At 59.0% G+C, this 26,631-nt stretch carries 27 protein-coding genes and 1 tRNA gene; 20 read left to right on the top strand and 8 right to left on the bottom strand.

Features of this window, described 5'->3' with window-relative positions; genetic code table 11:
* Positions 1-3 precede the first annotated feature (3 nt).
* Positions 4-837 (bottom strand): DUF4304 domain-containing protein, encoded by an 834-nt coding sequence (locus AB4Z24_RS16785; protein WP_441710116.1) that lies wholly within the window; start codon positions 835-837, stop codon positions 4-6.
* A gap of 1,025 nt (positions 838-1,862) precedes the next feature.
* On the opposite strand from AB4Z24_RS16785, the gene fumC reads away from it, so the two are divergent.
* From fumC to AB4Z24_RS16770, 3 genes are all read left to right on the top strand, one after another.
* Positions 1,863-3,254: a class II fumarate hydratase gene (gene fumC / locus AB4Z24_RS16780; RefSeq protein ID WP_441710114.1), complete on the top strand. Its 1,392-nt coding sequence runs from the start codon at positions 1,863-1,865 to the stop codon at positions 3,252-3,254.
* Between the two features lie 189 nt (positions 3,255-3,443).
* Positions 3,444-3,671 carry a DUF4169 family protein gene (locus AB4Z24_RS16775; protein ID WP_441710112.1) on the top strand — a complete coding sequence of 76 codons (228 nt, stop codon included), beginning with the start codon at positions 3,444-3,446 and terminating at the stop codon, positions 3,669-3,671.
* On the top strand, positions 3,672-3,902 hold the full coding sequence (locus AB4Z24_RS16770; RefSeq protein WP_441710110.1) for a ribbon-helix-helix domain-containing protein: 231 nt from the start codon (positions 3,672-3,674) through the stop codon (positions 3,900-3,902).
* A 31-nt stretch (positions 3,903-3,933) separates the two neighbouring features.
* Here the strand turns inward: AB4Z24_RS16770 and AB4Z24_RS16765 are convergent, their stop codons facing one another.
* Both AB4Z24_RS16765 and AB4Z24_RS16760 read right to left on the bottom strand, forming a co-directional pair.
* Positions 3,934-4,191 carry a hypothetical protein gene (locus tag AB4Z24_RS16765; RefSeq protein ID WP_441710108.1) on the bottom strand — a complete coding sequence of 86 codons (258 nt, stop codon included), beginning with the start codon at positions 4,189-4,191 and terminating at the stop codon, positions 3,934-3,936.
* A gap of 227 nt (positions 4,192-4,418) precedes the next feature.
* Complete coding sequence (locus AB4Z24_RS16760; RefSeq protein ID WP_441710106.1) at positions 4,419-4,880, bottom strand: hypothetical protein; 462 nt, start codon at positions 4,878-4,880, stop codon at positions 4,419-4,421.
* A 415-nt stretch (positions 4,881-5,295) separates the two neighbouring features.
* On the opposite strand from AB4Z24_RS16760, the gene AB4Z24_RS16755 reads away from it, so the two are divergent.
* The 3 genes from AB4Z24_RS16755 (at position 5,296) to infA (ending at position 6,636) form a co-directional block, all read left to right on the top strand.
* Entirely contained in the window at positions 5,296-5,751 is a 456-nt protein-coding gene (locus tag AB4Z24_RS16755) for a D-Ala-D-Ala carboxypeptidase family metallohydrolase (RefSeq protein WP_441710104.1), read from the top strand.
* 285 nt (positions 5,752-6,036) lie between these two features.
* On the top strand, positions 6,037-6,243 hold the full coding sequence (locus tag AB4Z24_RS16750) for a cold-shock protein (protein WP_013214405.1): 207 nt from the start codon (positions 6,037-6,039) through the stop codon (positions 6,241-6,243).
* A gap of 93 nt (positions 6,244-6,336) precedes the next feature.
* Complete coding sequence (infA, locus tag AB4Z24_RS16745; RefSeq protein ID WP_441710102.1) at positions 6,337-6,636, top strand: translation initiation factor IF-1; 300 nt, start codon at positions 6,337-6,339, stop codon at positions 6,634-6,636.
* A gap of 59 nt (positions 6,637-6,695) precedes the next feature.
* On the opposite strand, the gene AB4Z24_RS16740 is transcribed toward infA, so the two are convergent.
* Positions 6,696-8,000: an NTP/NDP exchange transporter gene (locus AB4Z24_RS16740; protein ID WP_441710100.1), complete on the bottom strand. Its 1,305-nt coding sequence runs from the start codon at positions 7,998-8,000 to the stop codon at positions 6,696-6,698.
* 288 nt (positions 8,001-8,288) lie between these two features.
* On the opposite strand from AB4Z24_RS16740, the gene AB4Z24_RS16735 reads away from it, so the two are divergent.
* On the top strand, positions 8,289-9,674 hold the full coding sequence (locus AB4Z24_RS16735; protein ID WP_441710098.1) for a polyhydroxyalkanoate depolymerase: 1,386 nt from the start codon (positions 8,289-8,291) through the stop codon (positions 9,672-9,674).
* Here the strand turns inward: AB4Z24_RS16735 and polA are convergent, their stop codons facing one another.
* Positions 9,675-12,659, bottom strand: a complete 2,985-nt coding sequence (gene polA, locus AB4Z24_RS16730) for a DNA polymerase I (protein ID WP_441710096.1) — start codon at positions 12,657-12,659, stop codon at positions 9,675-9,677.
* Between the two features lie 255 nt (positions 12,660-12,914).
* On the opposite strand from polA, the gene AB4Z24_RS16725 reads away from it, so the two are divergent.
* The 4 genes from AB4Z24_RS16725 (at position 12,915) to AB4Z24_RS16710 (ending at position 14,788) form a co-directional block, all read left to right on the top strand.
* Positions 12,915-13,232: a hypothetical protein gene (locus AB4Z24_RS16725; protein WP_441710094.1), complete on the top strand. Its 318-nt coding sequence runs from the start codon at positions 12,915-12,917 to the stop codon at positions 13,230-13,232.
* Between the two features lie 141 nt (positions 13,233-13,373).
* Positions 13,374-13,450 (top strand) — tRNA-Arg (locus AB4Z24_RS16720).
* A 141-nt stretch (positions 13,451-13,591) separates the two neighbouring features.
* A complete protein-coding gene (locus AB4Z24_RS16715; protein WP_441710093.1) occupies positions 13,592-13,780 on the top strand; it encodes a hypothetical protein in 189 nt (62 codons plus the stop codon).
* A gap of 93 nt (positions 13,781-13,873) precedes the next feature.
* Positions 13,874-14,788 carry a phosphotransferase family protein gene (locus tag AB4Z24_RS16710; RefSeq protein ID WP_441710091.1) on the top strand — a complete coding sequence of 305 codons (915 nt, stop codon included), beginning with the start codon at positions 13,874-13,876 and terminating at the stop codon, positions 14,786-14,788.
* 119 nt (positions 14,789-14,907) lie between these two features.
* On the opposite strand, the gene AB4Z24_RS16705 is transcribed toward AB4Z24_RS16710, so the two are convergent.
* On the bottom strand, positions 14,908-15,777 hold the full coding sequence (locus AB4Z24_RS16705; protein ID WP_441710089.1) for a DMT family transporter: 870 nt from the start codon (positions 15,775-15,777) through the stop codon (positions 14,908-14,910).
* Positions 15,778-15,981: 204 nt separating this feature from the next.
* On the opposite strand from AB4Z24_RS16705, the gene AB4Z24_RS16700 reads away from it, so the two are divergent.
* Complete coding sequence (locus tag AB4Z24_RS16700; protein ID WP_441710448.1) at positions 15,982-16,149, top strand: aldehyde dehydrogenase family protein; 168 nt, start codon at positions 15,982-15,984, stop codon at positions 16,147-16,149.
* 126 nt (positions 16,150-16,275) lie between these two features.
* On the opposite strand, the gene AB4Z24_RS16695 is transcribed toward AB4Z24_RS16700, so the two are convergent.
* Complete coding sequence (locus AB4Z24_RS16695; RefSeq protein ID WP_441710087.1) at positions 16,276-18,405, bottom strand: molybdopterin-containing oxidoreductase family protein; 2,130 nt, start codon at positions 18,403-18,405, stop codon at positions 16,276-16,278.
* A 221-nt stretch (positions 18,406-18,626) separates the two neighbouring features.
* Here AB4Z24_RS16695 and pdxR (AB4Z24_RS16690) point away from each other — a divergent pair, with 221 nt between their 5' ends.
* The 5 genes from pdxR (AB4Z24_RS16690) (at position 18,627) to AB4Z24_RS16670 (ending at position 22,817) form a co-directional block, all read left to right on the top strand.
* A complete protein-coding gene (gene pdxR, locus AB4Z24_RS16690; protein ID WP_441710085.1) occupies positions 18,627-20,093 on the top strand; it encodes a MocR-like pyridoxine biosynthesis transcription factor PdxR in 1,467 nt (488 codons plus the stop codon).
* Positions 20,094-20,261: 168 nt separating this feature from the next.
* Complete coding sequence (locus tag AB4Z24_RS16685) at positions 20,262-20,630, top strand: nuclear transport factor 2 family protein (RefSeq protein WP_441710084.1); 369 nt, start codon at positions 20,262-20,264, stop codon at positions 20,628-20,630.
* A 74-nt stretch (positions 20,631-20,704) separates the two neighbouring features.
* Positions 20,705-21,043 (top strand): DUF362 domain-containing protein, encoded by a 339-nt coding sequence (locus AB4Z24_RS16680; protein WP_441710082.1) that lies wholly within the window; start codon positions 20,705-20,707, stop codon positions 21,041-21,043.
* Positions 21,044-21,063: 20 nt separating this feature from the next.
* Positions 21,064-22,479, top strand: a complete 1,416-nt coding sequence (locus AB4Z24_RS16675) for an FAD-dependent oxidoreductase (protein WP_441710080.1) — start codon at positions 21,064-21,066, stop codon at positions 22,477-22,479.
* Positions 22,480-22,622: 143 nt separating this feature from the next.
* Positions 22,623-22,817, top strand: coding sequence for a hypothetical protein (locus AB4Z24_RS16670; RefSeq protein ID WP_441710078.1), 195 nt, complete (start codon positions 22,623-22,625; stop codon positions 22,815-22,817).
* A gap of 91 nt (positions 22,818-22,908) precedes the next feature.
* Here the strand turns inward: AB4Z24_RS16670 and pdxR (AB4Z24_RS16665) are convergent, their stop codons facing one another.
* Positions 22,909-24,375, bottom strand: coding sequence for a MocR-like pyridoxine biosynthesis transcription factor PdxR (gene pdxR / locus AB4Z24_RS16665; protein ID WP_441710447.1), 1,467 nt, complete (start codon positions 24,373-24,375; stop codon positions 22,909-22,911).
* Between the two features lie 182 nt (positions 24,376-24,557).
* Here pdxR (AB4Z24_RS16665) and AB4Z24_RS16660 point away from each other — a divergent pair, with 182 nt between their 5' ends.
* From AB4Z24_RS16660 to AB4Z24_RS16650, 3 genes are read left to right on the top strand one after another with little or no spacing between them, the layout of a single operon-like run.
* Complete coding sequence (locus AB4Z24_RS16660; RefSeq protein WP_441710076.1) at positions 24,558-25,349, top strand: YggS family pyridoxal phosphate-dependent enzyme; 792 nt, start codon at positions 24,558-24,560, stop codon at positions 25,347-25,349.
* Entirely contained in the window at positions 25,346-25,498 is a 153-nt protein-coding gene (locus AB4Z24_RS16655; RefSeq protein ID WP_441710074.1) for a hypothetical protein, read from the top strand. Before AB4Z24_RS16660 ends, AB4Z24_RS16655 begins: the two co-directional genes overlap by 4 nt.
* A gap of 16 nt (positions 25,499-25,514) precedes the next feature.
* Complete coding sequence (locus tag AB4Z24_RS16650; protein ID WP_441710072.1) at positions 25,515-26,417, top strand: dihydrodipicolinate synthase family protein; 903 nt, start codon at positions 25,515-25,517, stop codon at positions 26,415-26,417.
* Positions 26,418-26,631: the final 214 nt, after the last annotated feature.

Here is a 26,631-nt window from a genome sequence, read left to right as displayed (position 1 = left end):
TTACTAAACCTGCCAATACCTCCTGATCTCACTTATTTCGTCGGCAAAACCCGGTCCATTGAGAACCTGCCGCGAAAGGCCCTTTTGCCTGAATGTTTGAAACCGCTGCTCGACCTCTGTCCCCGTCAAGTTCGATAGCAGCTTCTTACGCCGATGCAGGATGGCGCTCGCTTGCTCCAACGTTCCGAAGCAGAGCGCATACTCGATAGCTTCGGTAATATCGAGGCCAGGAATGCTCGTTAGGCCCCGGCAGTCCTTGTCGCCAACAATCAACGCTTCCAGCACGTTCTTTCGATCCAAGAAGAACTCAAAATAGGGTAGGACATACTCACGAATGAAGGCTTCGATATCGTCGACAATCCTGCCCCTTGTTTCGATGTAAGCTACATTCCAGCTGCACGAGACCGGGTAAGTTCGACCCACAGTTTCGGTCAAAATATTGTTTAGGCCGCCACAAGCTAAGCCAGACCATATTGCTGCGTTGAACGGCCCATGGCCATCAAAGATTCGCCTTTGACGGCGCCAATCTGCGAGAACTGATGAGTAAATTTCTACGCTAGGCGAAAAGCGTACGTTTATCCCGCGAATGTTCCATCGAGAGGTGTCAAACTTTAACACGAAGGTGAGATCACCCTGCGTCTTGCTTATCGACTTCTTGCTCTTGAAATACCTAAACCCTTCGCCTTTGAAACGAGCAGCGAAATCTAAGCACACTTCTTCGTAAACCTCTCGCGGCGCTCGCACATCACTGCTCGGCGGCGGCAAATGGGTAGGTGGAGGGAGTGATCGCGGATCGACTCCATAATATTCCATCAAATGACCGGGTCTGTGAGACATCAGATGCAGATATTGTGCGAGTCCAACAATGTGGGGGAGTATTAAGGGTTCAACCGTCCAAAGGCGACTCAAATTGGCCATTGGCCCTATTGGCCCATAGTGCCCCCACTAACCATTCCACCAATCTCGCTGCCGAAACTTATCCCCGCTCTCGCCCGCGCCCGCGCCCGCATACTTCTCCGCATCTTGCCACGCTGACAAAGGGCATGAGCTCGTGCCGCGAGACGTGTGTGGACAAGAGCATGCGGGGTCGCGCGGAGAAATCGGTATGCCGCGGGTTCGCTGCCTGCCGCGCTTGGGCCTCTCAGGAGGCGGCGCGGTGAAACGCCTTCTCGAAAGGAGATGCGGGGGCGGATGGCGGGTTCGACGGCTCAGGGATCGCCGTTCATCGGTGGTCCGCACTCATACGAGAGGCGACGGACGCAAGGGCCGGAGCCGAGGCGGAGAGTTGGCATGCACGGGGCGGCGCTGGTCCGCATCCCTAAACCATTTGCAAAGAGCGAGGCCACGCTGCCCCGTCCCTTTGAGTTTTTGTTTGCGATCGGCGACTCCCCTCCGGGGAGCCGGCCGCCGATCGCGTTTGTTGTTTCTCTGTTCGAGATCCGCGAGCCGGCCGCCGTGGACGCTTGCCGTCGCGCCGGGCGGATGCGCGCGGTTTCCCTCTCCCCGCAAGCGGGGAGAGGGTTAGGGTGAGGGGCGACCCATTCGCCGGCATTTGTTGCCGCCCCTCACCCCGGCCCTCTCCCCATTCGAGTGCAGGGAATGGGGAGAGGGAGAGATTTTCGTCATCCTCGAACGCGTGAGCGGAGCGAGGCGCGTTCGGGGATCCAGCGCCAGGAGCGCTGGAGGCTCGTTATTGCGTCTTCTGACCAAGTCTTCCGCTGGATCCCCGGCCTTCGACGCGGCGCGGCCGCGCTCGGCCGAGGATGACGGGTGGCGTATGAAAATGCTCGACAAAGCGCGCCCCATGCGCGACGAAGCACGAAAATTTTCGTCCGCGAACCATCAACGGGACTGAGCACACCATGACCAAGACGCGCACCGAGACCGACACCTTTGGCCCCATCGAAGTCGCGGCCGATCGCTATTGGGGCGCGCAGGCGGAGCGCAGCCTCGGCAATTTCAAAATCGGCTGGGAGAAGCAGCCCGCTCCGATCGTCCGCGCGCTCGGCGTCGTCAAGCGCGCCGCGGCCGAGACAAACATGGGGCTCGGCAGGCTCGACCGGAAAATCGGCGAGACGATCGTCATGGCGTCGCAGGAAGTCATCGACGGCAAGCTGGACGCGCACTTCCCGCTCGTCGTCTGGCAGACGGGCTCGGGCACGCAATCGAACATGAACGCCAACGAGGTCATCTCGAACCGCGCGATCGAGATGCTCGGCGGAGAGCAGGGCTCGAAAAAGCCCGTGCATCCCAACGATCACGTCAACATGAGCCAGTCGTCGAACGACACCTATCCGACGGCCATGCACATCGCGTGTGTCGAAGAGATCCATCACCGCCTGCTGCCCGCGCTTCATCATCTGCACAAGGGGCTCGCCGACAAGGCGCGCGCCTGGTCCAAGATCATCAAGATCGGGAGGACGCACACGCAGGACGCAACGCCGCTGACGCTCGGCCAGGAGTTCTCAGGTTATGCGCAGCAAGTTGAGAACGGCATCGCGCGCATCGAGCAAACGCTTCCGGCGCTGATGGAACTGGCCCAGGGCGGCACGGCTGTCGGCACGGGTCTCAACGCGCCCATCGGCTTCGCGGAGAAAGTTGCCGAGCGCATCGCGACCATCACAGGGCTTCCGTTCAAGAGCGCGCCCAACAAGTTCGAGGCCCTCGCCGCGCACGATGCGATGGTGTTCTCGCACGGCGCCATCAACACGGTCGCCGCGTCGCTCTTCAAGATCGCGAACGACATCCGGCTGCTGGGCTCGGGTCCGCGTTCGGGCCTCGGCGAGCTTTCGCTGCCGGAAAACGAGCCGGGCTCGTCGATCATGCCGGGCAAGGTTAACCCGACACAGTGCGAGGCGTTGACGCAGGTTTGCATTCAGATCTTCGGCAACAATGCCGCGATCTCGTTCGCCGGCAGCCAGGGACATTTCGAGCTCAATGTTTACAATCCCGTAATGGCCTACAACTTCCTGCAGTCCGTCCGCTTGATGAGCGATGCGTCGGTATCGTTCACCGACAATTGCGTCGCCGGCATCGAGCCGAGGGAAGACAACATCAAGGCGGGTCTCGAGCGTTCGCTGATGCTCGTCACGGCTTTGGCTCCGAAGATCGGTTACGACAATGCTGCCAAGATCGCCAAAACTGCGCACAAGAAGGGGACAACTCTGCGCGAGGAAGCCGTCGGCGGCGGCTATGTGACGGACAAGGAGTTCGATGAGATCGTCCGGCCGGAGAAGATGATCGGTCCCGAGTGACGCAAACGATTTTCGGCACTCTCTGCTATGTTCGATGCATTCGCGGAGAGACTTACATTGACGCCCTTATCGCGACCGAACGGCGCTTGCTGCAGCGAGTGCCGCGTCGCCGTTTGACGGATTTGCATTGCTGCAGATAAAATGGCCGAAACTCTGGATGTGATTTGCATCCTTTGCGGAGTGCATTTTATGACCGCCGAGATCATCAATCTCAACAAGGTCCGAAAAGCCCGCGAGCGCGCCGACCGCGAACGCGAGGCACAAGAGAACCGGATTAAGTTCGGGCAATCGAAGTCGGAACGCAGTCTGGCCGACGCGCAACATCGCAAGTCCCAGACGGAACTCGACAGGGCGCGGCGCGACGACAATCGCGGCTCCGACGACAGCGACGATATCGATCCCGGCACAGCCTCTTAAATGAGGCCTGAGAAGCGCTCGTTTTCGATCCAGGGGCATCGAACGTCGGTCTCGCTCGAGGAGGCGTTCTGGATCGCACTGAAGGAAGCTGCCGCGGAAGACGGCACGACCATCGCGAACTTGATCAGCTCCATCGACAAGGGGCGCGGCGAAGCGGGGCTTTCGAGCGCCGTGCGTGTCTGGCTACTCGATCGGCTGAAAGCGCGCGCGCAGGCGAGAGCGAGCGACTAACCGAAAGGAAACCCTCCGGGCACTTCGCAGCTTAGCGATACCGCAGCCTGTGACGCTCACGAAATTCGATATCCGGCGGACGGCTCGAGCCGGTGTCGCACCAGGGATTGCCGTAGTATCCGAAACGGCCGTTGATCGGCGTACAATCGCGTTCGGCGCGTTCGTACGGCGGCGGCGCACGCCAACCTTTCTCTTTGCTCTTTGCAGCGTGGCCGGCGGATGCCTGCGAAGTTGCAGCGACCGCGGCCATAGCAAAAGCGATGCCGATGACGACCAAAGGTGTTTTCACGACGGATGTCCTTTGTTCGGCCGCCGCGTTCCTGGCGCCACGCCTTTGAACTTAGGCATTCCGCAGGACAACCGCCAGTGAGGCGGGCGCTTGACGGCGCAAATGTCTCGGGCGCCTCGGCGCGTTGCCGGCAAAATTCGACCGCGTGCGGAGCATGGCCGCCGCGCCGATTGCGAGTTGCGCCGTCGAGAGCCGGAACGTCGTTCCGGCTCTTATCGGATCCTATGTCAGGGCAGGCGACCCCAGCTGAAGAGGCCATACAGCCAAGCCGCAACTGCGCCGAAGCCGGCTGAAATGCAGAGGATCGGGACGACCTGGCTGACGTCGAGGTTGCCTTCGAGCAGCGGCGACGGCCGATGCGCGAGATAAGGTATCACGATAAACGCACTGATGAGGCCCGGCCCGAAGAGGCCGAGGATGGCGCCACGAATGGTCATCATGCCCTGAGGTCTCCAACCGAGGATCAGACCGAACAGCGCGCCCCAGAGGCCGCCGGTCAATGCGGTGCCGACGATCCAAGGCAATTCGACTGTCGGCACGAGCAGGCTCGGCACAGGTGCAGTGCTCCAGGGCACGGCGTCCCAGCCAGTCCAATAGTGCACGAATATCCAACTGATCGCCTCCTGGGCGGTGGCTGCCGCAATCGCCCCGGCGATGAAGCCCAAAACGATACTCTTCAAGACATTCATGGTCGTCCCCTTCCCCGACTATCCCCTTTTGCGCAAAGCGCCCCTCACGCCCCTTGCTACATTGCCTTTGCCAACTACGCCATGGCCCGATACTCGATTTGCGGATTTCGGCCACAGGGCTGTTCGCGGGAAGCAACGGTTTTACTCAGGGCGATACAACACGCCTTATTTTGGCCGATCGCGTCAGGCTTTCAGTAGACGCCGCACAAACGATGCAACTTGTCCTTGGCGACAGGGCATCTCCGGTCTCATCGAGATCACGGTCGTGAGGCGCTCCGGGGGGCTGGCGCTCGCGGTCCCTTGCCCATTCCAATCACTTCGCCGCATGAGCTTCGCGCTCGTCCCAAGCCGCCTCCGCATGGAAGCGGGCCGACGTCGATTGGCCATTTCACATCATCAATCACGAGGACCTCCCATGCGTAAGGGATCAACTATTGCTGTGCTTTCTCTTGGACTTGCCACAACGACGGCGCCGAGCTTGGTCGACGCAAGATCGTACAATGGCGACGGATACCGCCTCAGGGACCGGGCGATGACCAGCCGCAACGTCAGATCGACCGGCGACAGCATCACGTGCCTGACATCGGAAGCACGTAACCTCCTCGCGCGAATCCGCAGCAAGTTCAACAACGTCCAGATCGTGTCGACCTGCCGTCCCGGCGCCAAGATCGCAGGCACGAACCATCCCTCGAAGCATGCATCGGGACAGGCGATCGACTTCCGCGTTCCGGGACGGAAAGCCGAAGTGGTGCAATGGCTGATCGCCAATCATAAGAACGGGGGCACCATGACTTACAACGACATGGACCATATCCATGTCGACGTCGGCGCTCGGTTCGTGGCTCTTAACCGTCCGAGCGGGCGTACCTGAGGGCTCGAGGCGGTCCGTGCAGTACGCCTTATTTTCAATCAGGCGTTGTCGACAGAATGGTGAAAGAGCATGCATTTCAGGGCTCTGAAGCATGTTCCGGTAGCCCTCCGGCCGCCTGCGACGATCTTGCCTTTCTTGAATTTGCAAGGCATATAGGTCGCCATCGAACACGCCTTGGCTTACTCTTCGACAGCGCTACCGCCTGCCCTAAGACGTCTCCATCGCGCGATTTGATTCACTCCGGTCATTCTGCCGGAGCGTGCATGTTTGCTTTGGAGGCAATTGATGTCGAACGGGACTGTGAAGTGGTTCAATGGCCAGAAGGGCTACGGTTTCATTCAGCCGGAAGAAGGTGGAAACGACGTTTTCGTTCACATCTCCGCAGTTGAGAGAGCCGGTCTTCAGTCGCTCCGCGAAGGCCAGAAGATCTACTTCGAAACCGAGCGTGGACGTAACGGCAAGATCGCTGCCGTAAACCTCCGTCCGCTCTAAGGTTTTCGAGGCCACTCCACTCATGCGGGGAGCAGCTCGGCTGCTCCCCGCTTTTCTTATCCGGTTATCAAACAAAGAAGTTCGGGAGATCGAATGGCGAAAGAAGAGATGCTCGAGTTCGAGGGCGTGGTGGACGAAGTTCTGCCAGACGCCCGCTGTCGCGTGAAACTCGACAATGGGCATGAAGTGATTGCCTACACATCGGGGCGCATGAAGAAGAACCGCATCCGCATTCTCGCAGGCGACCGCGTGACGGTCGAGATGACCCCTTATGACTTGACCAAGGGCCGCATCAACTTCCGTCACAAGGACGGTCGTCCGGGCGCTGGCGGCGGCGAACAGACGGGCGCTGCGCGCACGAGCGGCGGTCCTCCTCGTCGCGGTGGACGCTAATTGAACGACGGATTGCGCGCTGCCTTCAACCGCAGTGCTCTCCCGTGACGTAACGGGATTCAGTCGCCAGCGGAAAGTTCGGCGACGCGCTCCTTGTGATTGGCGCCGAGGCGCCTCGCGATCCAGAGCCACGCGACGACCATCGGGACGGCGATTGCGCCGGTTGCTCCTCCGGCAAATCCGAGGCTGCCGCCAGCAAGCGCATAAAGCCATCCGGACGTTGCGTCGCCACCGCGGAATACGACCGTGTCGATGAAATTCTGCACCTTGTATTTATCCGCGGGCGTGGCGAGCGTGTAGATCACCTTGATCGCCGGATTGGCAAGCGCGAACGATACGATCCGTTCGGCGACCATCACGGCGGCGACGATCCAAAGGGCCGCGTCGAACGTCAGCAAAAGCACGCCGATCGCGCCGGTCACGGGCAACGCGAGCAGTGCGGCCGTCACGCCGAAGCGGCGCAAAATCCGAGCGGTGCCGAACACTTCGATCAGGAAGGTGACGACGCTGACGGCGAGGTCGCGGCTGGAGAAGAACAGCACTCGGTCGGCGCTGTTTGCAATCGACGCCGCGACAAGCCGCGCCTGCTCCAAATAAAAGAACGTGCCGATGATGTTCGCGATGAAGATGAAAAGCGCTATGCGCGCGAACATCGGGTTCGTGAACACCTTCATTGCACCGTCGAGTATGCCGCCGCCGGCGGGTTCTGCGCTTCCCTTCGCTTCCGCCGGACGCAGACGGCGCAATTGCAAGCTCGCCAGCATCGAGGCGACCAGGAGCGCCGACGACACGAGCATCAAATCGACCGGCTGGAAGATCCGCACCAGGCCTTGCGTCACCAAGGGGCCGGCGAGTGCGCCAGCAGTGCCGCCGGCGGAGATGAAGCCGTAAAGCCGCGTCGCCTCTTCGTGCGACCAGAGCTCGGACATCAGGCTCCAGAAGAGCGACACGACGAAGAGATTGAAGACGCTTGCCCAGACGAAGAACGATCCCGCTGCCCAACGATCCTCGGGCGACGCTTTCAGCACCAGCCAGAAGATCACGAGGTTGGCGGCGAAGAAGACGTAGATCGAGGGAAGCACATAGCGGCGCGGGAAACGCGTGGCGACGAAACCGAAGAGCGGCACGAGAACGAGCATCACCACGAAGACGACGGTGAAAAGCTGGTGCAGAGAGTCTTTGCCAAGCGCTACGCCCATTTCATCGCGTACGGGCCGAATGATGTAATAGGCAGACAGCAATGCGAAGAACATCGCGAACGATGCAAGAAGCGCCCCGATCTCTCCGGGCGCAACGTCGACAAAGCGCCGGACCCACGAGCGGTGAAAAATTGTCGCTGATGACGGTGACGGGTCTGACGACATGCTGCTCCGAGTTCTCGCTGCACTCTGCCTTGTGGTCTTCCGGGAACTATCCGTGAAGGGCGCGCGTCAATCTGATTGATGCGACGCAGCAGAAATGCGCAAGCGGACATGCTGCCTGCAAGTGTACCTTTCCTGCATAAGCCTGCCTTATCATTAGGCAAGCAAAGCTTTTCTAGATTGTGACAATGTATATTCGTTCTATACTGACGCAGTGCAGCAACAACGTGTTGCCATGCGATCAAACGGACAGTAGGAAATCCTTTTTTAACACAAGGACTTGCGACCGATATGAACTATTACGCCTATGAAATGGCCCATGCGTTCATGTCCCCTGTCCGATTCGGTGTGCAGGCGCTCCGTCAAACGCTCGGATGGCCCCTCAACCCCATGAGCTACACGGCCGCCGGAAAGAACATGATCGCGGCATGCGAGGTGTTCGAGAACATCACGCGCCGGTACGGAAAGCCCGAATTCGGCATCAAGAGCGTGCAGCTCGCGGGACTTACAGTCCCCATCCGCGAAAACGTCGTTCTCTCCAAGCCCTTCTGCAATCTCCTCCATTTCGAACGCGACCAATCGGAAACGGGCAAGCGCTACGACCCGAAAGTCCTGATCGTCGCGCCGATGTCCGGCCACTACGCGACGCTGTTGCGCGGCACGGTCGAAGCCATGCTTCCCGAGCACGACGTCTACATCACAGACTGGGCGGATGCGCGTGACGTGCCGCTTGCGGCCGGTCATTTCGATTTCGACGACTTCGTCGATTACCTCATCGACTTCATGCGTTTCATCGGCACGAACACGCATGTCATGGCGGTATGCCAGCCTGCGGTTCCGGCGCTCGTCGCTGCCGCGGTAATGGCCGCGCGCGATGAACCGTGTCAACCGGCGTCGCTCGTGCTGATGGGCGGCCCCATCGACACGCGCCGCAACCCGACGAAGGTCAACGACCTCGCAGCGCAGAAATCGATTTCATGGTTCGAGTCGAACGTCATCTCGACCGTGCCGTTTCCGCATGCGGGATTCATGCGGCCGGTGTACCCGGGCTTCATGCAGCTCACGGGCTTCATGACGATGAACCTCGAGCGGCACATGAACGCTCACGTCGACCTCTTCAACAATCTTGTCAAAGGCGACTGCGATAGCGTCAACCAGCACCAGACCTTTTACGAGGAATATCTCTCGGTCATGGATTTGACCGCCGAGTTCTATCTGCAGACCGTCAAAACGGTGTTCCAGGACCATCTGCTGCCCGACAAAAAACTGATGCATCGTGGCGAGCTCGTCGATTGCTCGGCGATCCAAAAGACGGCGCTGATGACGATCGAAGGCGAGCGTGACGACATCTGCGGCCTCGGGCAAACGGAAGCTGCGCACGATCTCTGCCTCGGCGTTCCCGAAGATGAGAAAGTCCACTACGTGCAGCAGGGCGTCGGCCATTATGGCGTGTTCAACGGCACGCGCTGGCGCACGGAAATTCAGCCGCGCATTCGCGAATTCATGCGGACGATCAATTACAAGCGGCTGACCGGCAGCCAGACGACGCGCATGCCGAAGCCCTACCGCGTGCTGAAGGATGCGCCGGACGTCGCGCCCGATTGGCGTTCGCCCGCAACGAACGGCGCGCTCAACGGTGCGAATGGCAAGCATCCGCCTTCCGCCGCCGGCGAATGATTAGTGCGCCTCGTCCCAGTTGTTTGCGGCTTTCGCATCGACGTGGATCGGCACCGATAGTTTGACGGCGGGCTCTGCTGCCGTTTCCATCACGCGGCGCGCGACCTCGATCAGCTTCGGTGCGTCGGCTTCGGCCACCTCGAAAACGAGTTCGTCGTGCACCTGCAGCAGCATGCGGGCCGTATCCAATTTCGCCTTCTCGAGCGCATCCGGTATGCGGATCATCGCGCGCCGGATGATGTCGGCGGCAGAGCCTTGGATCGGCGCGTTGATCGCAGCGCGCTCGAGAAAACCACGCATCGACGGGTTCTTCGTGTTGATCTCGGGATAGTGGACCTTCCGTCCGAAGATCGTCTCGACGTGCCCGTGTTCGTGCGCGAACTTTTTCGTTGCGTCCATGTAATCGCGGATGCCAGGGAAGCGCTGGAAATAGGTCTTGATGTAGTCGCCTGCTTCCTCGCGACTGATGCTGAGCTGGTTCGCCAAGCCGAAGGGCGAGATGCCGTAGATGATGCCAAAGTTGATCGCCTTGGCGCGGCGGCGGACTTCACCCGGCATATCCTTGATCGGCACGCCGAACATTTCGGACGCCGTCATGGCGTGAATGTCGAGGCCTTCGGCGAAAGCCTTCTTCAGCTGCGGAATGTCGGCGACGTGGGCGAGAACGCGCAGCTCGATTTGCGAGTAGTCGGCCGAGATGAGCTTCATGCCCTTATCGGCGATGAAGGCGGTGCGAATTTCCCGGCCTTCCTTCGTGCGGATTGGGATGTTCTGCAGATTGGGATCGGATGAAGCGAGGCGGCCCGTCGTCGTCGAAGCGAGCGCGTAGCTCGTGTGGATGCGGCCGGTGGCGGGATCGATGAACTCCGGCAACGCGTCGGTATAGGTCGAGCGGAGCTTCGAGATCTGGCGCCATTCAAGCATCGTGTTGATGAGCCGGCGGGCGTCGCCGTCGAGTTCCTCATTGGCTGCAAGTTCGTCGAGCAGATTGGCGCGGGTTTCCCATTGGCCAGTCTTCGTCTTCTTGCCGCCGGGCAGCTTCAGCCGGTCGAACAGCAGCTCTCCGAGTTGCTTCGGCGAGCCGAGATTGAATTTGTGTCCGACGAGCCCGTTGATTTCTTCTTCGAGCCGAACGGCGCGCTGCGCGAACGCGCTCGACAGCCGCGCGAGGATATCGCGATCAACCTTGATGCCCGCGTGTTCCATCGCGACGATGACGGGAACGAGCGGCCGCTCGAGCGTCTCATAAACCGTCGTCACGCGCTCTGCGGCGAGGCGCGGTTTCAGAAACTTCCAGAGTCGGAGCGTCACGTCCGCATCTTCGGCGGCGTATTCTGTCGCCTTGTCGAGAGGCATGGCAGCGAACGTCTTTTCGGACTTCTTGGCGCCTGGAGCCTGGCCCATCGCCTGCGCGAACGTCATGCAGGCGTGACCGAGGTGGCGCTCCGCGAGCACGTCCATGCCGTGGGCGTTGCGGCCGCCATCGAGCGCGTAGGAAATCAGCATCGTGTCGTCGAACGGCGCCACGGCGATGCCGTAACGCTTCATCACCAGTGCATCGTACTTGATGTTCTGGCCGATCTTGAGAACTGACGCGTCCTCGAGCAGCGGACGCAGAAGATCCAAGGCTTCGTTGATTGCAAGCTGGGGCGGACGGTTGTCATCGCCGCCGAAAAGATCGTTGCTCGGTCCCGTGTGGCCGAGCGGGATGTAGCAAGCTTCTCCCGGCGCGACGCTCAGCGAAATGCCGACCAAGCCGGCGCGCGTCGCGTCGAGGTCGGTGGTTTCGGTATCGAAGGCAACGAAACCTGCTGCACGGGCCTTGACGATCCATTTCTCGAGTTCTGCGCGCGTCACGACCGTTTCATACTTGGTGCGGTCGATCGCCTTCCCGCGTGCGATTGCGCTTCCGGCGGCGACGGCTGCTGCCGGTGTCGCTTCCTCGAACGACGTTTCTTCAGCCAGCGCTTCGATCTGATCCGACGTCGCCTGCGGCTTGGGCTTGATGCTCGAGCCAACCGAAACCGCAAGCGGCGGCGGGGGCTCGGCGCCCAAACCTTCGGCGATGCGCTTGGTGAGCGTGCTGAATTCCATTTCGCGAAGGAAGCCAAGAAGCGAATCGGCCTTCGGGTCGCGAACGCCCAGGTCAGCGATTTCGATCTCGAGCGGCACGTCCTCTTTCAGAAGAACGAGCTGACGGGAAACGCGCGCCTGCTCGGCGAATTCGATGAGCTTCTCGCGCCGTTTGGGCTGCTTGATCTCGCCCGCCCGCGCCAGCAGGGAATCGAGATCGCCATACGTTGAAATAAGCTCTGCCGCCGTCTTGATGCCGATGCCCGGCACGCCCGGAACGTTATCGATCGAATCGCCCGCAAGCGCCTGAACCTCGATGACCTTTTCCGGCGGCACGCCGAACTTCTCGATGACCTCGTCGCGGCCGATGCGCTTGGCTTTCATGCCGTCGAACATCGTGACGCCGGGGCGGACGAGTTGCATGAGGTCTTTGTCGGATGACACGATGGTGACATCGCCGCCGGCTTCCACGGCAACCTTGGCGTAGGTGGCGATCAGATCGTCGGCTTCATAGCGGTCGAGTTCGATGCAGGCGACGTTGAAGGCCTTCACCGCGTCGCGAATGAGCGGGAACTGCGGAAGCAGCTCCTCGGGCGGCGGCGGACGATGCGCCTTATATTGGGGATAGATATCGTTGCGGAACGTTTCGCGCCCGGCGTCGAAGATGACGGCGATGTGCGTCGGCGCTTCGGATGCCTTCGACTCCCGCAGGAGTTTCCAGAGCATGGCGCAGAAGCCGTGCACGGCGCCCACAGGTAACCGGTCGGACGGGCGCGTCAAGGGCGGGAGCGCGTGGAACGCACGGAAGATATAGCCCGAGCCATCAATCAGGTAGACGTGGCTTCCCTTGATGACCGGGACTTTTTCCGCAGCGCCCTCGACTGGCGGTTGATCGACTTTTTTCTGCTGCATCTTTGCTCTTTTGGCCATGGCGCGAGGCCGACCGGATGACTTCGTGCGCGGCAATTAATAGGTCGCGAGATTGTCCCAGAAAACACGTTTCCCGGCGAAACCGCAGCCATTATCGCATGCTAGCGGATCAATCTGCCCATTGGGACCGGCGGTCCGTTGACAGCTGCCTCTGCCCCATGGCTGATGTCCGTCAGCACCTATGTAGGATGCAGGCCGGCATAGTTGCAAACCGTCGCTATGGGGAGACTATTTGTCATGCGCACGACCGTCAAATTTGCAGGCCTTCTCGCCGCTGCGGCGGCCATCGTTTCAACTTTCGGCGTTGTCGAGGCAAACGCGTTGCCTCGCTGCCGCGCCCCGGTCGAGGGCGTCGCGACCGCGACCGGTATTCTCGGAACGGGTTCGGAAAAGGCCCGAATCGAGGCCCGCGAAAACTGGAGACGGACGGTCCGCAGCCTCTATGGCCCCCGTTATTCCGACTTCTGGAACGCGCAAGGCAAGCAGTGGGATTGTAAGAAGGGCGCGATCCTGCTCGCGAAATGCGTGGTCGTCGCCAAACCCTGCCGTTACTGAGGGTTGTAGCACCTCGGAACGCGTCGCAGGCGTGTGGTGCGCCACGGGCGCCACACGTGCGCCGTCCACTTTATAGGTTACCGGGCCGCAGGTGACTGCATTTGCGGCCCATCGACGAATGGGCTATCAGTCTCGCCGAAGGCACCCGTAGCTCAGCTGGATAGAGTGTCGCCCTCCGAAGGCGAAGGTCGCAGGTTCGAATCCTGCCGGGTGCGCCATTTCAGTACAAAACCACTAACGCCGAATGCCGCCGATTTCCCGCTAGAAGCGGCAACAAGCGTGCGTAGCAGTTCCGATTTCGATCCCATGATGCGAACTTCGCTGTCCGCGACCTCTACGCGCTGCGCCAGGGCGCGTAGGTGATCCCGCCGATAGCCGCCTCCTTCCAGCCGCAGTCCATCGCGAGCCGCCCTGGAGATGGTTTCAACCATATCCAGCGTGATCGCCTGGTTGCCGGTGCTGTCGAGCGGCGCCTGGGTTCGTTCGGCATCGGCTTTGGCCTGGTTCCGAATCGCTTTGAGCCCGGCCATACGCTCTTTGAGGGCTGAATCGTCCAGATCGGCGAGCCCGGCTTCGATCGCATCGTAAACCCGAATCGCAACAGCTTTGCTGGGCCGCAAGCATTCAACAGGGAGGAAGTTATGAGACCTGCAATCTCCGAAGACACCATATTGGCGGCTGTGACACGCGACTTTGGTTATGTGTCCGCCGTGCACCGCGTTTCCCCAGGTGAGGAGTCGCTGGCTTTCGGCATTCGTGTCGGTGGCGAGGAGTTCATCGTCCGCGCAAACCGATCCCCGTCAGGATTCCATAAGGATGCATATTGCTATCAACAGTTCGGGTCAGCCGTTCTGCCGATTCCCGAAATAGTTTTGATAGGTGAGACAGAAGATCTGCCATATTGCATTTCAAGGCGTGCGGCAGGCGTAACACTGCAGGACCTGGCGCCAGCCGCGTTGCCGGGCGTGACCGCGGCGGTGGCCCAAGCCATGCAGGCGATCGCCGATGCGCCACTTCCCGAGACAACAGGCTTCGGTCCGTTCGATTCCCGTGGCGTCGGTGAACACACGCACTGGAGGGATTTCTTGGCGGCAGTCGCCGACCCACATCGGTATGACTGGAGCCGCGTCAATGCGCTGGTGAGCTCGCGCTGGTGCGCAGAGCATATGAGCAAGTTACAAGACCTGTTGTTACGATGCCCGGAAACACGAAGGCTGGTTCACGCGGATTTTGGGTCAAACAACGTCCTGACTGATGGCGTGACAATCACGGGTGTCATCGATTGGAGCGAGGCGATGTTCGGTGATCCTCTATATGACGTTGCTAGCATCTTCTTTTGGCGTCCATGGCTTGCCTGCATGGAAGCGCAAGCGTGCTTCCTTGAGGACCATTTCCCCGACCTCTCCCACGATACGCTGGTGCTGGGTTGCTACCAGCTGCGGATCGGCCTCGCGCAAGTCTATGAATGCGCCATCGCGGAAGAAATTCCTGACCTTTGCTGGGCCATGAAGCGCTGTGACGAGGTGGCAGCGAAACTGAACCAAAAAATCGCGTGAGACAGTCGCGCAGCTGCAGGGTCGGAGACGAGGCCCACCTCGCAGCGAACAATTCGAGCGTTTCGAAAAACCACAAGCAGCATGAGCCTTCAATAGCGGCAAGGATTCTTGAAAGACGATCAGGAAAGTCGTTTGCGCTGTGGCAACGGCCCGCCGCTGGCGAGATAGACCCCGAGCGAAACGGCGAGCACACCGACCCAATCTGTCGTCGATGGGATTTCATGCATGATTGGGATGGCTAGTAACGCCGCAAGCGCGGGCACAAGCGCTCCGAATGCCGCTCCCGCCGATCCGCCAAGGATTGTTATCGCCTTGCCATACAGAAATAGAGAAAGAACAGTTGCGGCAATACCCTGAAACGTGGCTTGGAAGAGAATGTCCGAAAGCGGAGCGGCGGGAACGCGAAAGCCGTTTACGACGAGATATACCGGCAAGAATAGGACGGCCGATCCGACCGACACGATTGCCGCTCCGTGCAATGGAGCCAATCCAGACTGTCTTAGAGTAACCGTATAGCAGGCCCACATAAACGCAGCCGAAAGAAACAGGAGAGGTCCGAGTATTCGGCCTTCGGATGACATCAGCGTTTGGATGCCAGCGACTACGATGATCCCAAAGCCGATTAGAATGTAGCCGGCCTTCCGTCTGGCCGAGAATGTCTCTTTGAGGAATACCGCCGACAAGAGTGCCACAAACAGCGGCATCACTCCGGGGATGAGGACGCCGCCATGAACGGCCGGCGCAAAACGAAGACCACTTGCTGCGACAAGTGAGTATGGTGCCCCCGCTCCGAACACAAGCACGACCAGCCGCCACCACCCAAGGCGTTCAAGCGCCAACCCTTTCTGGAAAAGCACGGGAAGCAGCAGAAGCCCGGCCGTTCCAAAGCGGAGCATCGTTAGATCGTAGACCGTAAGTGAGGTGGTCACCCCTAACCTGGTGATGGCCATCCAGCCGGCCCAAATGCTGACGGCAGCAAGGCCGCACAACGCGCCCGCTACATAGGGGGTTCTTCTTTTTCCCGGTTTGTTCGGTCACGTTGGCCATCGCGCATCCCTTGATCTGCTACGCGCGAAAATAGCCGCTCCTTGTTCATTAGGAACTTGTTCATTAGGAAAATGAATGAGCCGGCGCACATGGGCATCGACATAGCCCTCATAGTCGCCGCCGGGAACGCGGCCCTTGAATTTCGCCTGCTCCAGACGGCGGCGTTCTTCAATACTGGACAGGTCTGTTTGGCGCTAAAACGGCTCTACGTTCATGTAAGCCAATACGATGCGATGTGCGCTGAGCTTGCAAAGTTGGCACGCGAGACAGTTTATGATGACGGTCTCCAGCAAGGAACGGCTATCGGGTTCTAAGAAAATCGCGCCAGCTGGCGTAGATTCAAGCCATTGACTGCGCTGTTGAGTGGAGAGAGTGAACAACGATGTTCAATCAGACCCGCGGGGAGATTCCCCGCGAGTCTACCACTCCGTACCCGCTGCCTAATTCGCCAGCGCGACTTCAACAAGATTGTCGGAGAACGATGGGGCGTGACCCATGTCCGTAAATTCCGCCGAGCTGATACTGTTGACAGTCCCGTCGTTGAGCTGACGCCAGTATCCGAGCGTCGCAACAACAATGCCAGAATTGACATCGCCTGTTATTCGCGCGACGCCCTTGAAAGCACCTCGGCTATTCGACACTTGTACTCGATCGCCGTCTCTAATGCCGCGTGCTGATGCATCTGTTGCATTGATCATGACAAACTGCTCGCCCTGAGCCCGAAGTTTTCTATCCATATTGGCGTAGCAGGAGTTCAGGAACCCGTGGCTTTTTGGAGAAACGATGCTGAGTGGATATTTCTTCGCGAGTTCCGGATTGGTAGCTGGTGATTCACGGCCTGGAAGGTAGTCGGGCAAAGGATCGAGATCTTCACCCGGTTGGAAACCCTCGTACATCTGCCGGAACGGCCCAGCGACGAAATTCTTGGCCCCTTCAACCAAGAACTCGCATTTCCCGGACGGTGTCGGAAAGTTGCCCTCACGATGGCGCGCGCGATCGTCTTTGGTACCGACCTTAAGGCGCGCAAAGCCCTTCTCTTTGAGGTAGTCGAGGGTAATGCCCTCACAGGCAGGCGAATCCCAATCGACGTAATGCTGCAAGCATTCAGTGTCGGACCATTTGAAGTTCTCCTCCTGGAAACCCATGCGCGCGGCTAGTCGGCGGAAAATTTCATTATTCGGAAGGGCCTCGCCTGGCGAGACGGCACACTTGCTATTGTAAGTGAGATGTAGGTGGCCCCAAGACAGGATCATGTCTTCCATCTCCGCGCCCATCGCAGCAGGAAGAACGATGTCCGCATACGAGGCGGTGTCGGAGATGAAGTGTTCCGCCGAGACGAGGAATAGATCGTCCCGCATCAGGCCTTGCACGATTTTGTCGGTTTCGGGGGCCTGTGTGACCGGATTTGAATTCCAGCACATCATCGACATGATAGGAGGGTCGAGCTTTATCTCGCCAGTAAGCGCGCGCCCAATCTGCAGATTGTTCACGACGCGAGTACCCTCTGGAATGAGATCTGGACGACAGATGACGTCGAACTTGTAAGGGTGCTCCCAGACCGGAAACTGCGTAATGCCGCCGCCAACATGACGCCAAGCCCCTGTCAGGGCCGGGATGCAAGAAACCGCACGGATCGTTTGGCCGCCACCGTAATGTCGTTCAAGCGCGACACCCATTCGGATTGCAGCCGGCTGCGCGATGGCAAGTTCATACGCAAGCTTCCGGATGTCCGCTGCTGAAACGCCCGTGATCGCTTCGGCCCATTCTGGCGTGCGTGTCTTCGCACGCTCTTTGAGTTCCTCAAAACCCAATGTGTAATTGCTAACGTAGTCCTGATCTACGAGCCCCTGCTCGATGATCGAGTGAATGACTGCCATCGCAAGCGCGCCATCCGTGCCGGGCTTCGGACAAATATGCCAGTCCGCACCTTTTGCAGTTCTGGATGCGTAGGCATCGATCACGACGACTTTCGCACCTTTGGCCTGGGCCTCTTGAACAATGGCCCAGTGGTGCAGATTTGTGCTGACACTGTTACATGCCCAGATAACGATGTACTTGGAATGGATGTAGCTTTCCGGATCAAGGCCGGCAGTCGGCCCCAGCGTGAGTAGCCAGGCAGTACAAGAGCCCTCTCCACAAAAAGTGCGCTCGCAAACTGTCGCGCCTAACCGATTGAAGAACGCATCTCCGCCGTTCAATCCGTGGACAAGACCCTGATGACCGAGATAGCTGTACGGGATGATGGCCTGAGATCCGTACTTAGCAATGATATCCTTCCAACGCGTTGTAATCTCATCCAACGCTTCGTCCCAGGTGATCCTTTCGAACTGCTTGGCACCCTTCGGACCAACGCGGCGCATAGGGTAGAGGATTCGGTCAGGATGATAGTGGCGCTGCTCGTAATCTTTCAATTTTACGCATAGGCCACCGCGGGTAATTGGGTGGTCTGGATTTCCTCGGACCCGTAACAGCTTCCCCGACTGGTCGACCTCGAACACCATAGAGCAGGTGTCTGGGCAGTCGTGCGGGCACCCGCCATAAAATGTCTGATTGGTGACATGCTCGTTCATCGGCGCCTCCTGCAAACTCTTTGGTTCAAGGTCTGGACCCTGAACACTGACGGAATTCACGAAGGGGTGTAGATCCAAGAACCTCCGCGCACTTGAGGCCATTGCAAAATTGCTCGCCTTGGCACCATAGACGATCGTCGACTTGGCACTAAGAATGGGCGCGAAAGCACGCTAAATTTGGTGCCAAGGTTCGTATCGTGCAATTGTCAGGTGAGGGCCGTATGGAACTGCCTTTGCATCTCGAGCCCGATCTGGATCGGACTCTTCAGGTCCAGATATTTGAGCAGATCCGCCAAATGATACTGGACGGGCTTCTAAAGCCGGGCATGGCGCTCCCACCTAGCCGGCTCCTATCTGAGCGATTCTCGATATCTCGCAACACCGCGACCTTGGCCTACGACCGCCTCGCATCGGAGGGCTACGTTGAATCGCGCGGCACTGCCGGAACCTTCGTCAGCTCTACGCTTCCTGATGACATGCTGTCCGTTCCGAGCGACAGCGCGCGATCCAATGGTCCATTGCCGGGTAGTGCAGATCCATTGTTATGTTTTGCAGGATCTCCCGGGGGTGGAAACGATCGGCCCCGCTATGATTTCTGGGTGGGCCGCTCCGATCCACACAGTTTTCCGCTCAGGATTTGGCGGCGATTGATCAATCGGCGATTGATCGGGGGCTCATCGAGGTTTCTGACCGATTACTGCGACCCTGCTGGCCTACCCGAGCTTAGAGAAGCCATTGCCGCTCATCTTGGTCGAAGTCGCGGGATGGCCGTAACCCATGATCAAATCATTGTCACCACCGGCGGTCAGGACGCACTCAATCTCATCTGCGGGCTTGTCCAACCGGACATCTCCCAATTGTGCATCGAAAACCCGTGCTATCTCGGTGCATCGATGTTGTTCAAAAGCACGGGTAAGCCAATCGTTCCGATTCCTGTAGATTCGGAAGGCGTAAAGGTCGAACAACTCCCCACAAGTCCTCGCAACCTCCTGTACGTGACGCCTTCGCATCAATTTCCGACGGGAGTTACGATGCCGCTGGGCCGTCGCTTGGCGTTGCTTCGTTGGGCCGAGGAGACCGACAGCTACATCGTGGAGGACGACTACGATAGCGATTTTCGCTACGATGGGCCGCCCATCACTTCCCTGTCGGGACTCGGCCGTTGCAGACGTGTCTTCTACATGGGTACGTTTTCGAAATCTATCGGCGCGGGGCTCCGAATTGGCTACGCGGTGGTTCCGAGGCTCTATTGGGACGACGCCAGGCTTCTTAAGGCACAGATGAGCAACGGACACTCGTGGCTCGAGCAAGCCGTGCTTACAGACTTTCTCACAGAAGGTCATTTCGAGCGGCACCTTCGAAAACTGAGGCAGCTCTATAAGGCGAGACGCGATTGTCTTGAACGAGAGCTTCGATCCAGATTTCGCGATACCAACATCAGCGGCGCGGAATGTGGACTGCATTTCATTTGGCGTTTAGCGCCGCACTTTCCACCAGCACAAAAAATTCAACTCGCTGCGCGTGCGGCCGGTGTCGGCGTGTATGCACTGCGAAGCGGCGCCGCTTTCGATTTCCGTGATGATTCAAAAGACGACGTCTTGGTATTCGGCTTCTCATCACTTGACGAGGCGAGCATTCTCAATGCTGTCGGAATTTTAAAGACGACATTGCAAAATCTCGGCGCGTGAACGCCGTCACATGGCGCAGAATGTGAACTCATTGAACAACCGCTACTCGCTAGCGCACTCGGCACCAGGGACGTTTCAATCGTTGGATCTATGCGGTCGCTCATGGTGGGTCTAAGTGCAAGCATTGACGCACATGCGTGCGCGACTAGCGAGAACTGGAGTGGACAGATGGGCAACACGGCTGCTCAAGACTACGATGACATCACGAAAGCAATTCAACCGTATCTCGACGGTGCAAAGGCCGGCAAAGGCGATACGATGAAGCCTGCTTTCCATGCGAATGCGACCGTCTACGGCTACCTGGGCGACACGCTAGTGTCAGGGCCGATCAAGCTCATCTACGACTGGGCGGATTCCATCGGTCCTGCTCCAAAAGTGACGCCTCGCGTTGTGAAAGTCGACGTCGCTGGAACAGCTGCGAATGTGCGCATCGAGGTCGACAATTGGCAGCAGCATCGTTTTACCGATGTTTTCAACCTTCTGAAAATCGATGGCAAATGGGTGATCGTGAACAAGATCTTCCACACGCATCAGTGATCTCGAGAAGGTGGGGCGCATCCTTAAAGGTGCGCCCGTCTTTGCCTCGGAAAAATCTTCGAGCCTGCACTGCGATGGAACAATATCTGACCCAAGGAAAAAACTGCATGCCCCATATCGTGACGGACAATTGCAGCAGATGCCGCTTCACCGATTGTGTAACCCACTGCCCGGTCGCGTGCTTCCACGGCGATGCGGAGAGGCTATATATCGATCCCGATGTCTGCATCGACTGCAGCGCGTGCATCGACGCGTGCCCCGTTCGCGCGATTTATGATGTCTTAGACTTGCCAGAACCTTTGTCGGTCTGGGTCAGCATCAACGCACAACGCTCAGCAGATCTCCCGGTTATTAGGGACCGTCAGCAGCGTTTGCCAACCGCAGATGCACGTCGCGCCGAGCTTGGCTTTTAGTTCTTATCGGGAATATGTGCATGCACGACCGCGAGCGCCTGCAGATCGCCATCGTCGGTAGCGGCCCCAGTGGTTTCTACGCCGCCGAGGCGCTCCTAGGGTCTGCCCTTCAAATTCAGATCGACATGTTTGAGCGCCTCCCGACACCTTTCGGGCTGGTGCGAAGCGGCGTTGCTCCCGATCATCAAAAGCTCAAGCAGCCCATTCGCGTCTTTGAGGAAATCGCTCGCTCTCCCCACTTCAATTTCGTGGGGAACATCGCTGTCGGATCGCAGATCACCGTCAAGGAACTACAGAGCGCCTACCATGCAATCATCTTTGCATGCGGGGCTTCGAACGATCGACGCATGAACATTCCAGGCGAGGATCTCAAAGGAAGCCATACCGCCACGGAGTTTGTCGGATGGTACAACGGACACCCCGACTACCGCGACCGCACATTCGATCTCAGTCAGGAAGTCGCCGTCATCATTGGCCAGGGCAACGTGGCAGCCGATATTTGCCGTATCCTGATGCGACCTGTCGACGAGCTCAAAAGCAGCGACATAGCCGGCCATGCTCTTGAGGCGCTGGCAGAAAGCAAAGTGCGTGAAGTACACATTATCGGCCGCCGTGGTCCGGTCCAGGCAAAATTCACAACCAAGGAACTGCGGGAACTGGCGAGCCTCGCAGGCACTATATCCACCATAGAACCTGCCTACCTCGAGTTATCAGAGACCTGCAACGCGGAATTGGCCAACAAAAGAAGCACCGTCGCTCAAAAAAATCTCGAGGTGTTTCATTGCTTGACCGCAAACGTCCCGGACGGAAGCCGTCGCCGCATCCATTTCCGGTTTCAGGCAAGTCCTGTCGCACTGCTCGGAGAGGATCGTGTTGAGCGTATTCGTCTTGTCCACAACCGACTCAACGGAGAGCCTTTCAACCAGTGCGCCATCGCAACCGAGCGACGCGAAGATCTTTCCTGCGGACTTGTCTTTCGCAGCATCGGCTACAAAGGCGTTGCAATACCGGACTTGCCCTTCGACCCTATCCGCGGCGTCGTGCCGAACATGGCAGGCCGCGTCCATGCTGATGGCGTCGTACTCCCAGGTTTGTTTGTGACGGGTTGGCTCAAGCGCGGCCCAAGCGGCATCATTGGAAGCAACAGAGCAGATAGCTTGGAGACTGTCGATGTGATGCTGGAGGATCTATCAACGACTGTACCAGCTCGTGCGCCAGGACTAGAGGGCGTCCTTCCCATTATCAAGCGCCGCTCAGGGCGCATAGTCTCGCTCTCCGACTGGTTCGGTGTCGATGCAGCAGAGGTGCAACGAGGCAGAAAATTGGGAAAACCACGCGAGAAATTTACGCGGATCGGAGAAATGCTTTCGATCATGTCGCATCAAGATGAGCAAGGCCAACCTATTGGCTTATCGAGCACAGACACCATCGATTAATACCGCCCGGAACTAACAGGTGGTGGGCRTGAATCGCCATTGCATCGAGAGTCCGCTTTCACAAAGATATCGCCGCCTGCTCAAGACGCCGCCCGCAAGGCTGTTTCCAAGGCACGAACTGCCGCATCGATAGCACCAGTGCCATGAGGAATTCTCATGCGGGTAAGATCAAGTTCAATGGCGCCGAGCGTGCCCAACACCGTCGGTTCATTGACGTGACCCAAGTGACCGAGCCGGAAAACGCGCTGCTTTTGATTTCCAAATCCGATAGCAAGGGTAACAGCGAGTTCATTGTGCATCAGATGGCGAAAGCGCTCAGCTTCAAAAGCCTCCGGTAGCACGACCGCGGTGACGACGGGCGACGCGTCGCGCTCTTCACAAACCAAAGCTTCTATGTCAGTTGGCGACCGTCGATACGGACTTGCGCTTTCAACGTTGCTTCGGCTGACGTGTTTTCACCGCAGCATCGATGCGGACCCGCTTCACGGCGTCGGCGAGAAGATGCGTCCCTCTTTCGATCCACCTCAGGTCCAACGCCGAATAGCCCATCACGAGCCCGACTTGATCCGGACGACCGCCTGGCAACGCCGGATCGTAGAGCCTGGAGATCGAATGGACACCAACGCGTTCGCGGCGGGCGCTTTCCAACAACGCAGGCTCTAGCGACAGCGGTAGGTTCTTGAACCATACAACCATATGCAATCCTGCATCCGCGCCCTCGATTTCAATCTTGTCCCCGAACCGGTGGCGAAGCGCGTTCAGTAATGTCTGGCGTCGTTCGTGATTGAAGCGTCGGACGCGGCGTACGTGGCTCTCATACGCGCCGCTCTCGATGAGGGCGGCCAACGCTTCCTGCTCGGCAACAGGAGAGTGCCGGTCCGCAAGCTCCTTGGCGGTGGCGAACACGTCCTGCAATCCAGGTGGAACAACCAGGTAACCAATGCGCAGCGTCGGTGAGAGTGTCTTAGAGATCGTGCCGAGGTAAATAACGTTGTCGCTGTCCTCCAAACCATGCAGGGGCGCGACCGGATTTATGTCGTAGCGGTACTCGCTGTCGTAGTCGTCCTCGATCACATGAGCGTTGCGGCGCTTGGCCCATTGGAGCAATTGATGACGCCGTGAGATCGGCATCACACCACCAAGCGGAAACTGATGGGACGGCGTGACATAGGCGAGCCGGGCATCAACTTCGGCGAGAAGGTCCGTATTTAATCCAGCGTCGTCCACCGGAACAGAAACAGGCGAGGCGCCCGTGCCGGAGAAGATCTGACGCGCCATGGCGTAGCATGGGTTTTCGATCACGAACTTGTCCGTGGCGTCCAGGAGCAGCCTGGCACACAAGTCCAACCCCTGCTGCGAGCCGTTGACGATAATGATCTGGTCCACGTCGCATCTGATCGTCCGCGCGCGCCAGAGATAACCTTGCAACGCCATGCGCAGACGTCGCGATCCGCGAGGATCGTCATAGGATAGCCGTTCGGGACGCTGCTCCAGCGTCCTATTCATCAGGCGCTTCCAAAGCATGATCGGAAAATCGGAAGAGGCGAGGTCGCCATGGCGGAAATCGACGACGAGTTTGCCGGGCTCATTATCGGACCATGGCGGAATCGTTCGAACGTGCTCGCCATAGGCTGAGAGCCGAGTCCGAACGGAGCGTTTCGACGCCGACTTGTGCCGGGCTTCACTCACCACGGAATGTGCGACACGCGGCCGTGCCCCCTGGTGAACTTCGATAAATCCTTCCGCCAGCAGTTGCTCATAGGCGGCTGTCACGGTCGTGCGCGAGACGCCAAGTTCGTGGGCCAAGGCACGCGACGACGGCAATTGCCCCGCTGTCTCGAAAACCCCACGGAGGATTTGGCCTTTGATCTCCTCGTAGATCTGTAGTGCGCCCATGGCCTGCGAGCGCGCGGCACTGTGCTTGCTCAACTGGACCACCTCAATATTCGTCAACTGGACGTTCTATATAAGCCAGTTTGGCGGTATTCGCGACTGAATCCAAGCGAAACCGTCGGGCGCCGTTGCGCACGACGGTCTAGGGTATCGCGCCGGCCGTCATAGGATGCGGAAGTATTAGAATGATTATGGATCACGGCAATATTCGGTTGTCGGTCGCGGACACGGAGCGCTTCGGCCGCGATCCGCTCTCCAGCTTCCGCGCCAATCTCGCTTCAGTCGAGGAACGTATCGATAGGGCCTGCGCGCGCGCAGGGCGCGATTGCGGCTCGGTGCGATTGTTGCCCATCACCAAGATGGTGCCGGCTCAAATTCTGCGGTTTGCCTATGAGGCAGGTATCCGTTCGTTCGGTGAGAATAGAATTCAGGAAGCGGCCGAAAAGCACGACGCGCTCGCCGAGCTCGATATCGACTGGAGTATCGTCGGACATCTCCAGACCAACAAGGTGAAATACCTCGCGCGCTTCGCCAGGGAGTTCCATGCGCTCGACAGCCTGCGACTCGCCGATCTCCTCAACAGCAGGCTGGAGCAGGAGGGGCGCTTTCTCGATGTCTACGTCCAGGTCAACACCTCGGGCGAGGAAAGCAAGTTCGGTCTGCACCCGGATGCCCTGATACCGTTCGTTGACACGCTCGGACGGTTTCCGCGTCTAAAGCCGCGCGGTCTGATGACCTTGGCGCTGTTCAGTGCCGATATGGCAAAGGTGCGGCCCTGCTTCGCGTTGTTGCGCCGTTTGCGTGATGAAGCCGTCAAGCGCAATGCCGCGCTGAGCGAGCTATCGATGGGCATGTCGGGCGACTTCGAGGAAGCGATCGAGGAAGGCGCCAACGTCGTGCGCGTCGGTCAGGCAATTTTCGGCAAGCGCCCCACCCCTGACAGCCGCTATTGGCCTGGATTTGTGGGAGCCGCATGACGCGTGTGATCACAATCCAAAGCGCGGGAGAGGAATTGCAGAAGGCGGGTGCTGGTGCGACAGCCGAGATTTTCTCAGTCCTCAAGCGGACACAGGCCGAAGCCTCCCAGGAGATGAAAATCATCGGCTTCCCCTTCACCATCCCCTGATCGCAGGAACAATGTCATGTCGTTTCTGAGCGGTTTGTCCGCCTTTCCGATTACCCCGAGCAACCGCGATGGTCGCGTCGACATCACCGCGCTGCGCAGCTTGGTGGCTCGCCTTAGCGCAGCCCGCGTCGATTCCATTGGCCTGCTCGGCAGCACCGGCGCCTATATGTATCTAACGCGCGAGGAACGGCGCCGGGCGCTTGAGGCCGCCCTGGATGAGAGCGCCGGCCGCACACCTGTTATCACCGGCGTTGGTGCGCTGAGGACGGACGAAGCGGTAAAGCTCGCCCAGGATGCCAAAGCTATTGGTGCAAGCGCTGGACTGCTCGCGGCCGTATCCTATACGCCGCTTACAGATGACGAAGTGTTCGAACATTTCGCGGTTGTGGCGAATGAAAGCAGTCTGCCGATCGTCATCTACGACAATCCCGGCACCACGCATTTCCGCTTCACGCAAGCGCTGGTCGGTCGCCTTGCGAAGGTGCCCGGGATTATCGCCGTCAAGAACCCGGCCGGAGCGCGTGAGGAGACGCTGCACCATCTGGCCGACCTGCGCGCCATAGTGCCGACCGGCTTTTCGCTCGGCTCTAGCGGCGACTGGAACTCGACAGAGATGCTGATCGGCGGAGCCGACACTTGGTACAGCGTGTTGGGCGGACTGTTTCCGATCGTCTGCCTGAAGATCGTCAGGGCGATCCAGCAGGGAAACGTAGCGAAAGCGCGCCAACTCGACGCCGAGCTCGCGCCGATCTGGGAGCTGTTCAAGCAGTTCTCCAGCCTGCGCGTCGTCTATGCGCTTGCCGACTTGCTTCACATCGCCCGTACCGAGCCTCCCCGACCGATCCTCCCCCTGCCTGCTTCAGCCAGGACGCTGGTCGAGGAGACGCTCGCGCGACTGCCTGCTGACGTAACTCACTAGGCCGGAGCGAGGAGCGACGATGAAAACGTGCAACCGCCACTCTTCGCATCGGTCTCGCGCTGTCAAAAAACAAGGCGAAGCCACGTAATGGCAAGCGATCGTAGAGATAAGTTGCCGTCACTCGCGATGGTCCGCAGAATTGAGTCCTCGGCTGCTGACGTTTTTCAGGCTTGGACGCAGCCGGATCTCATCGCCCAGTGGCTAGCTCCCGGTT

This window comes from Hyphomicrobium sp. 2TAF46 (assembly GCF_052114865.1).
Lineage (GTDB): Bacteria > Pseudomonadota > Alphaproteobacteria > Rhizobiales > Hyphomicrobiaceae > Hyphomicrobium_B.
The sequence above is the reverse complement of the archived record's forward strand: the minus strand, read 5'-3'. Positions and strand labels throughout refer to the sequence as shown.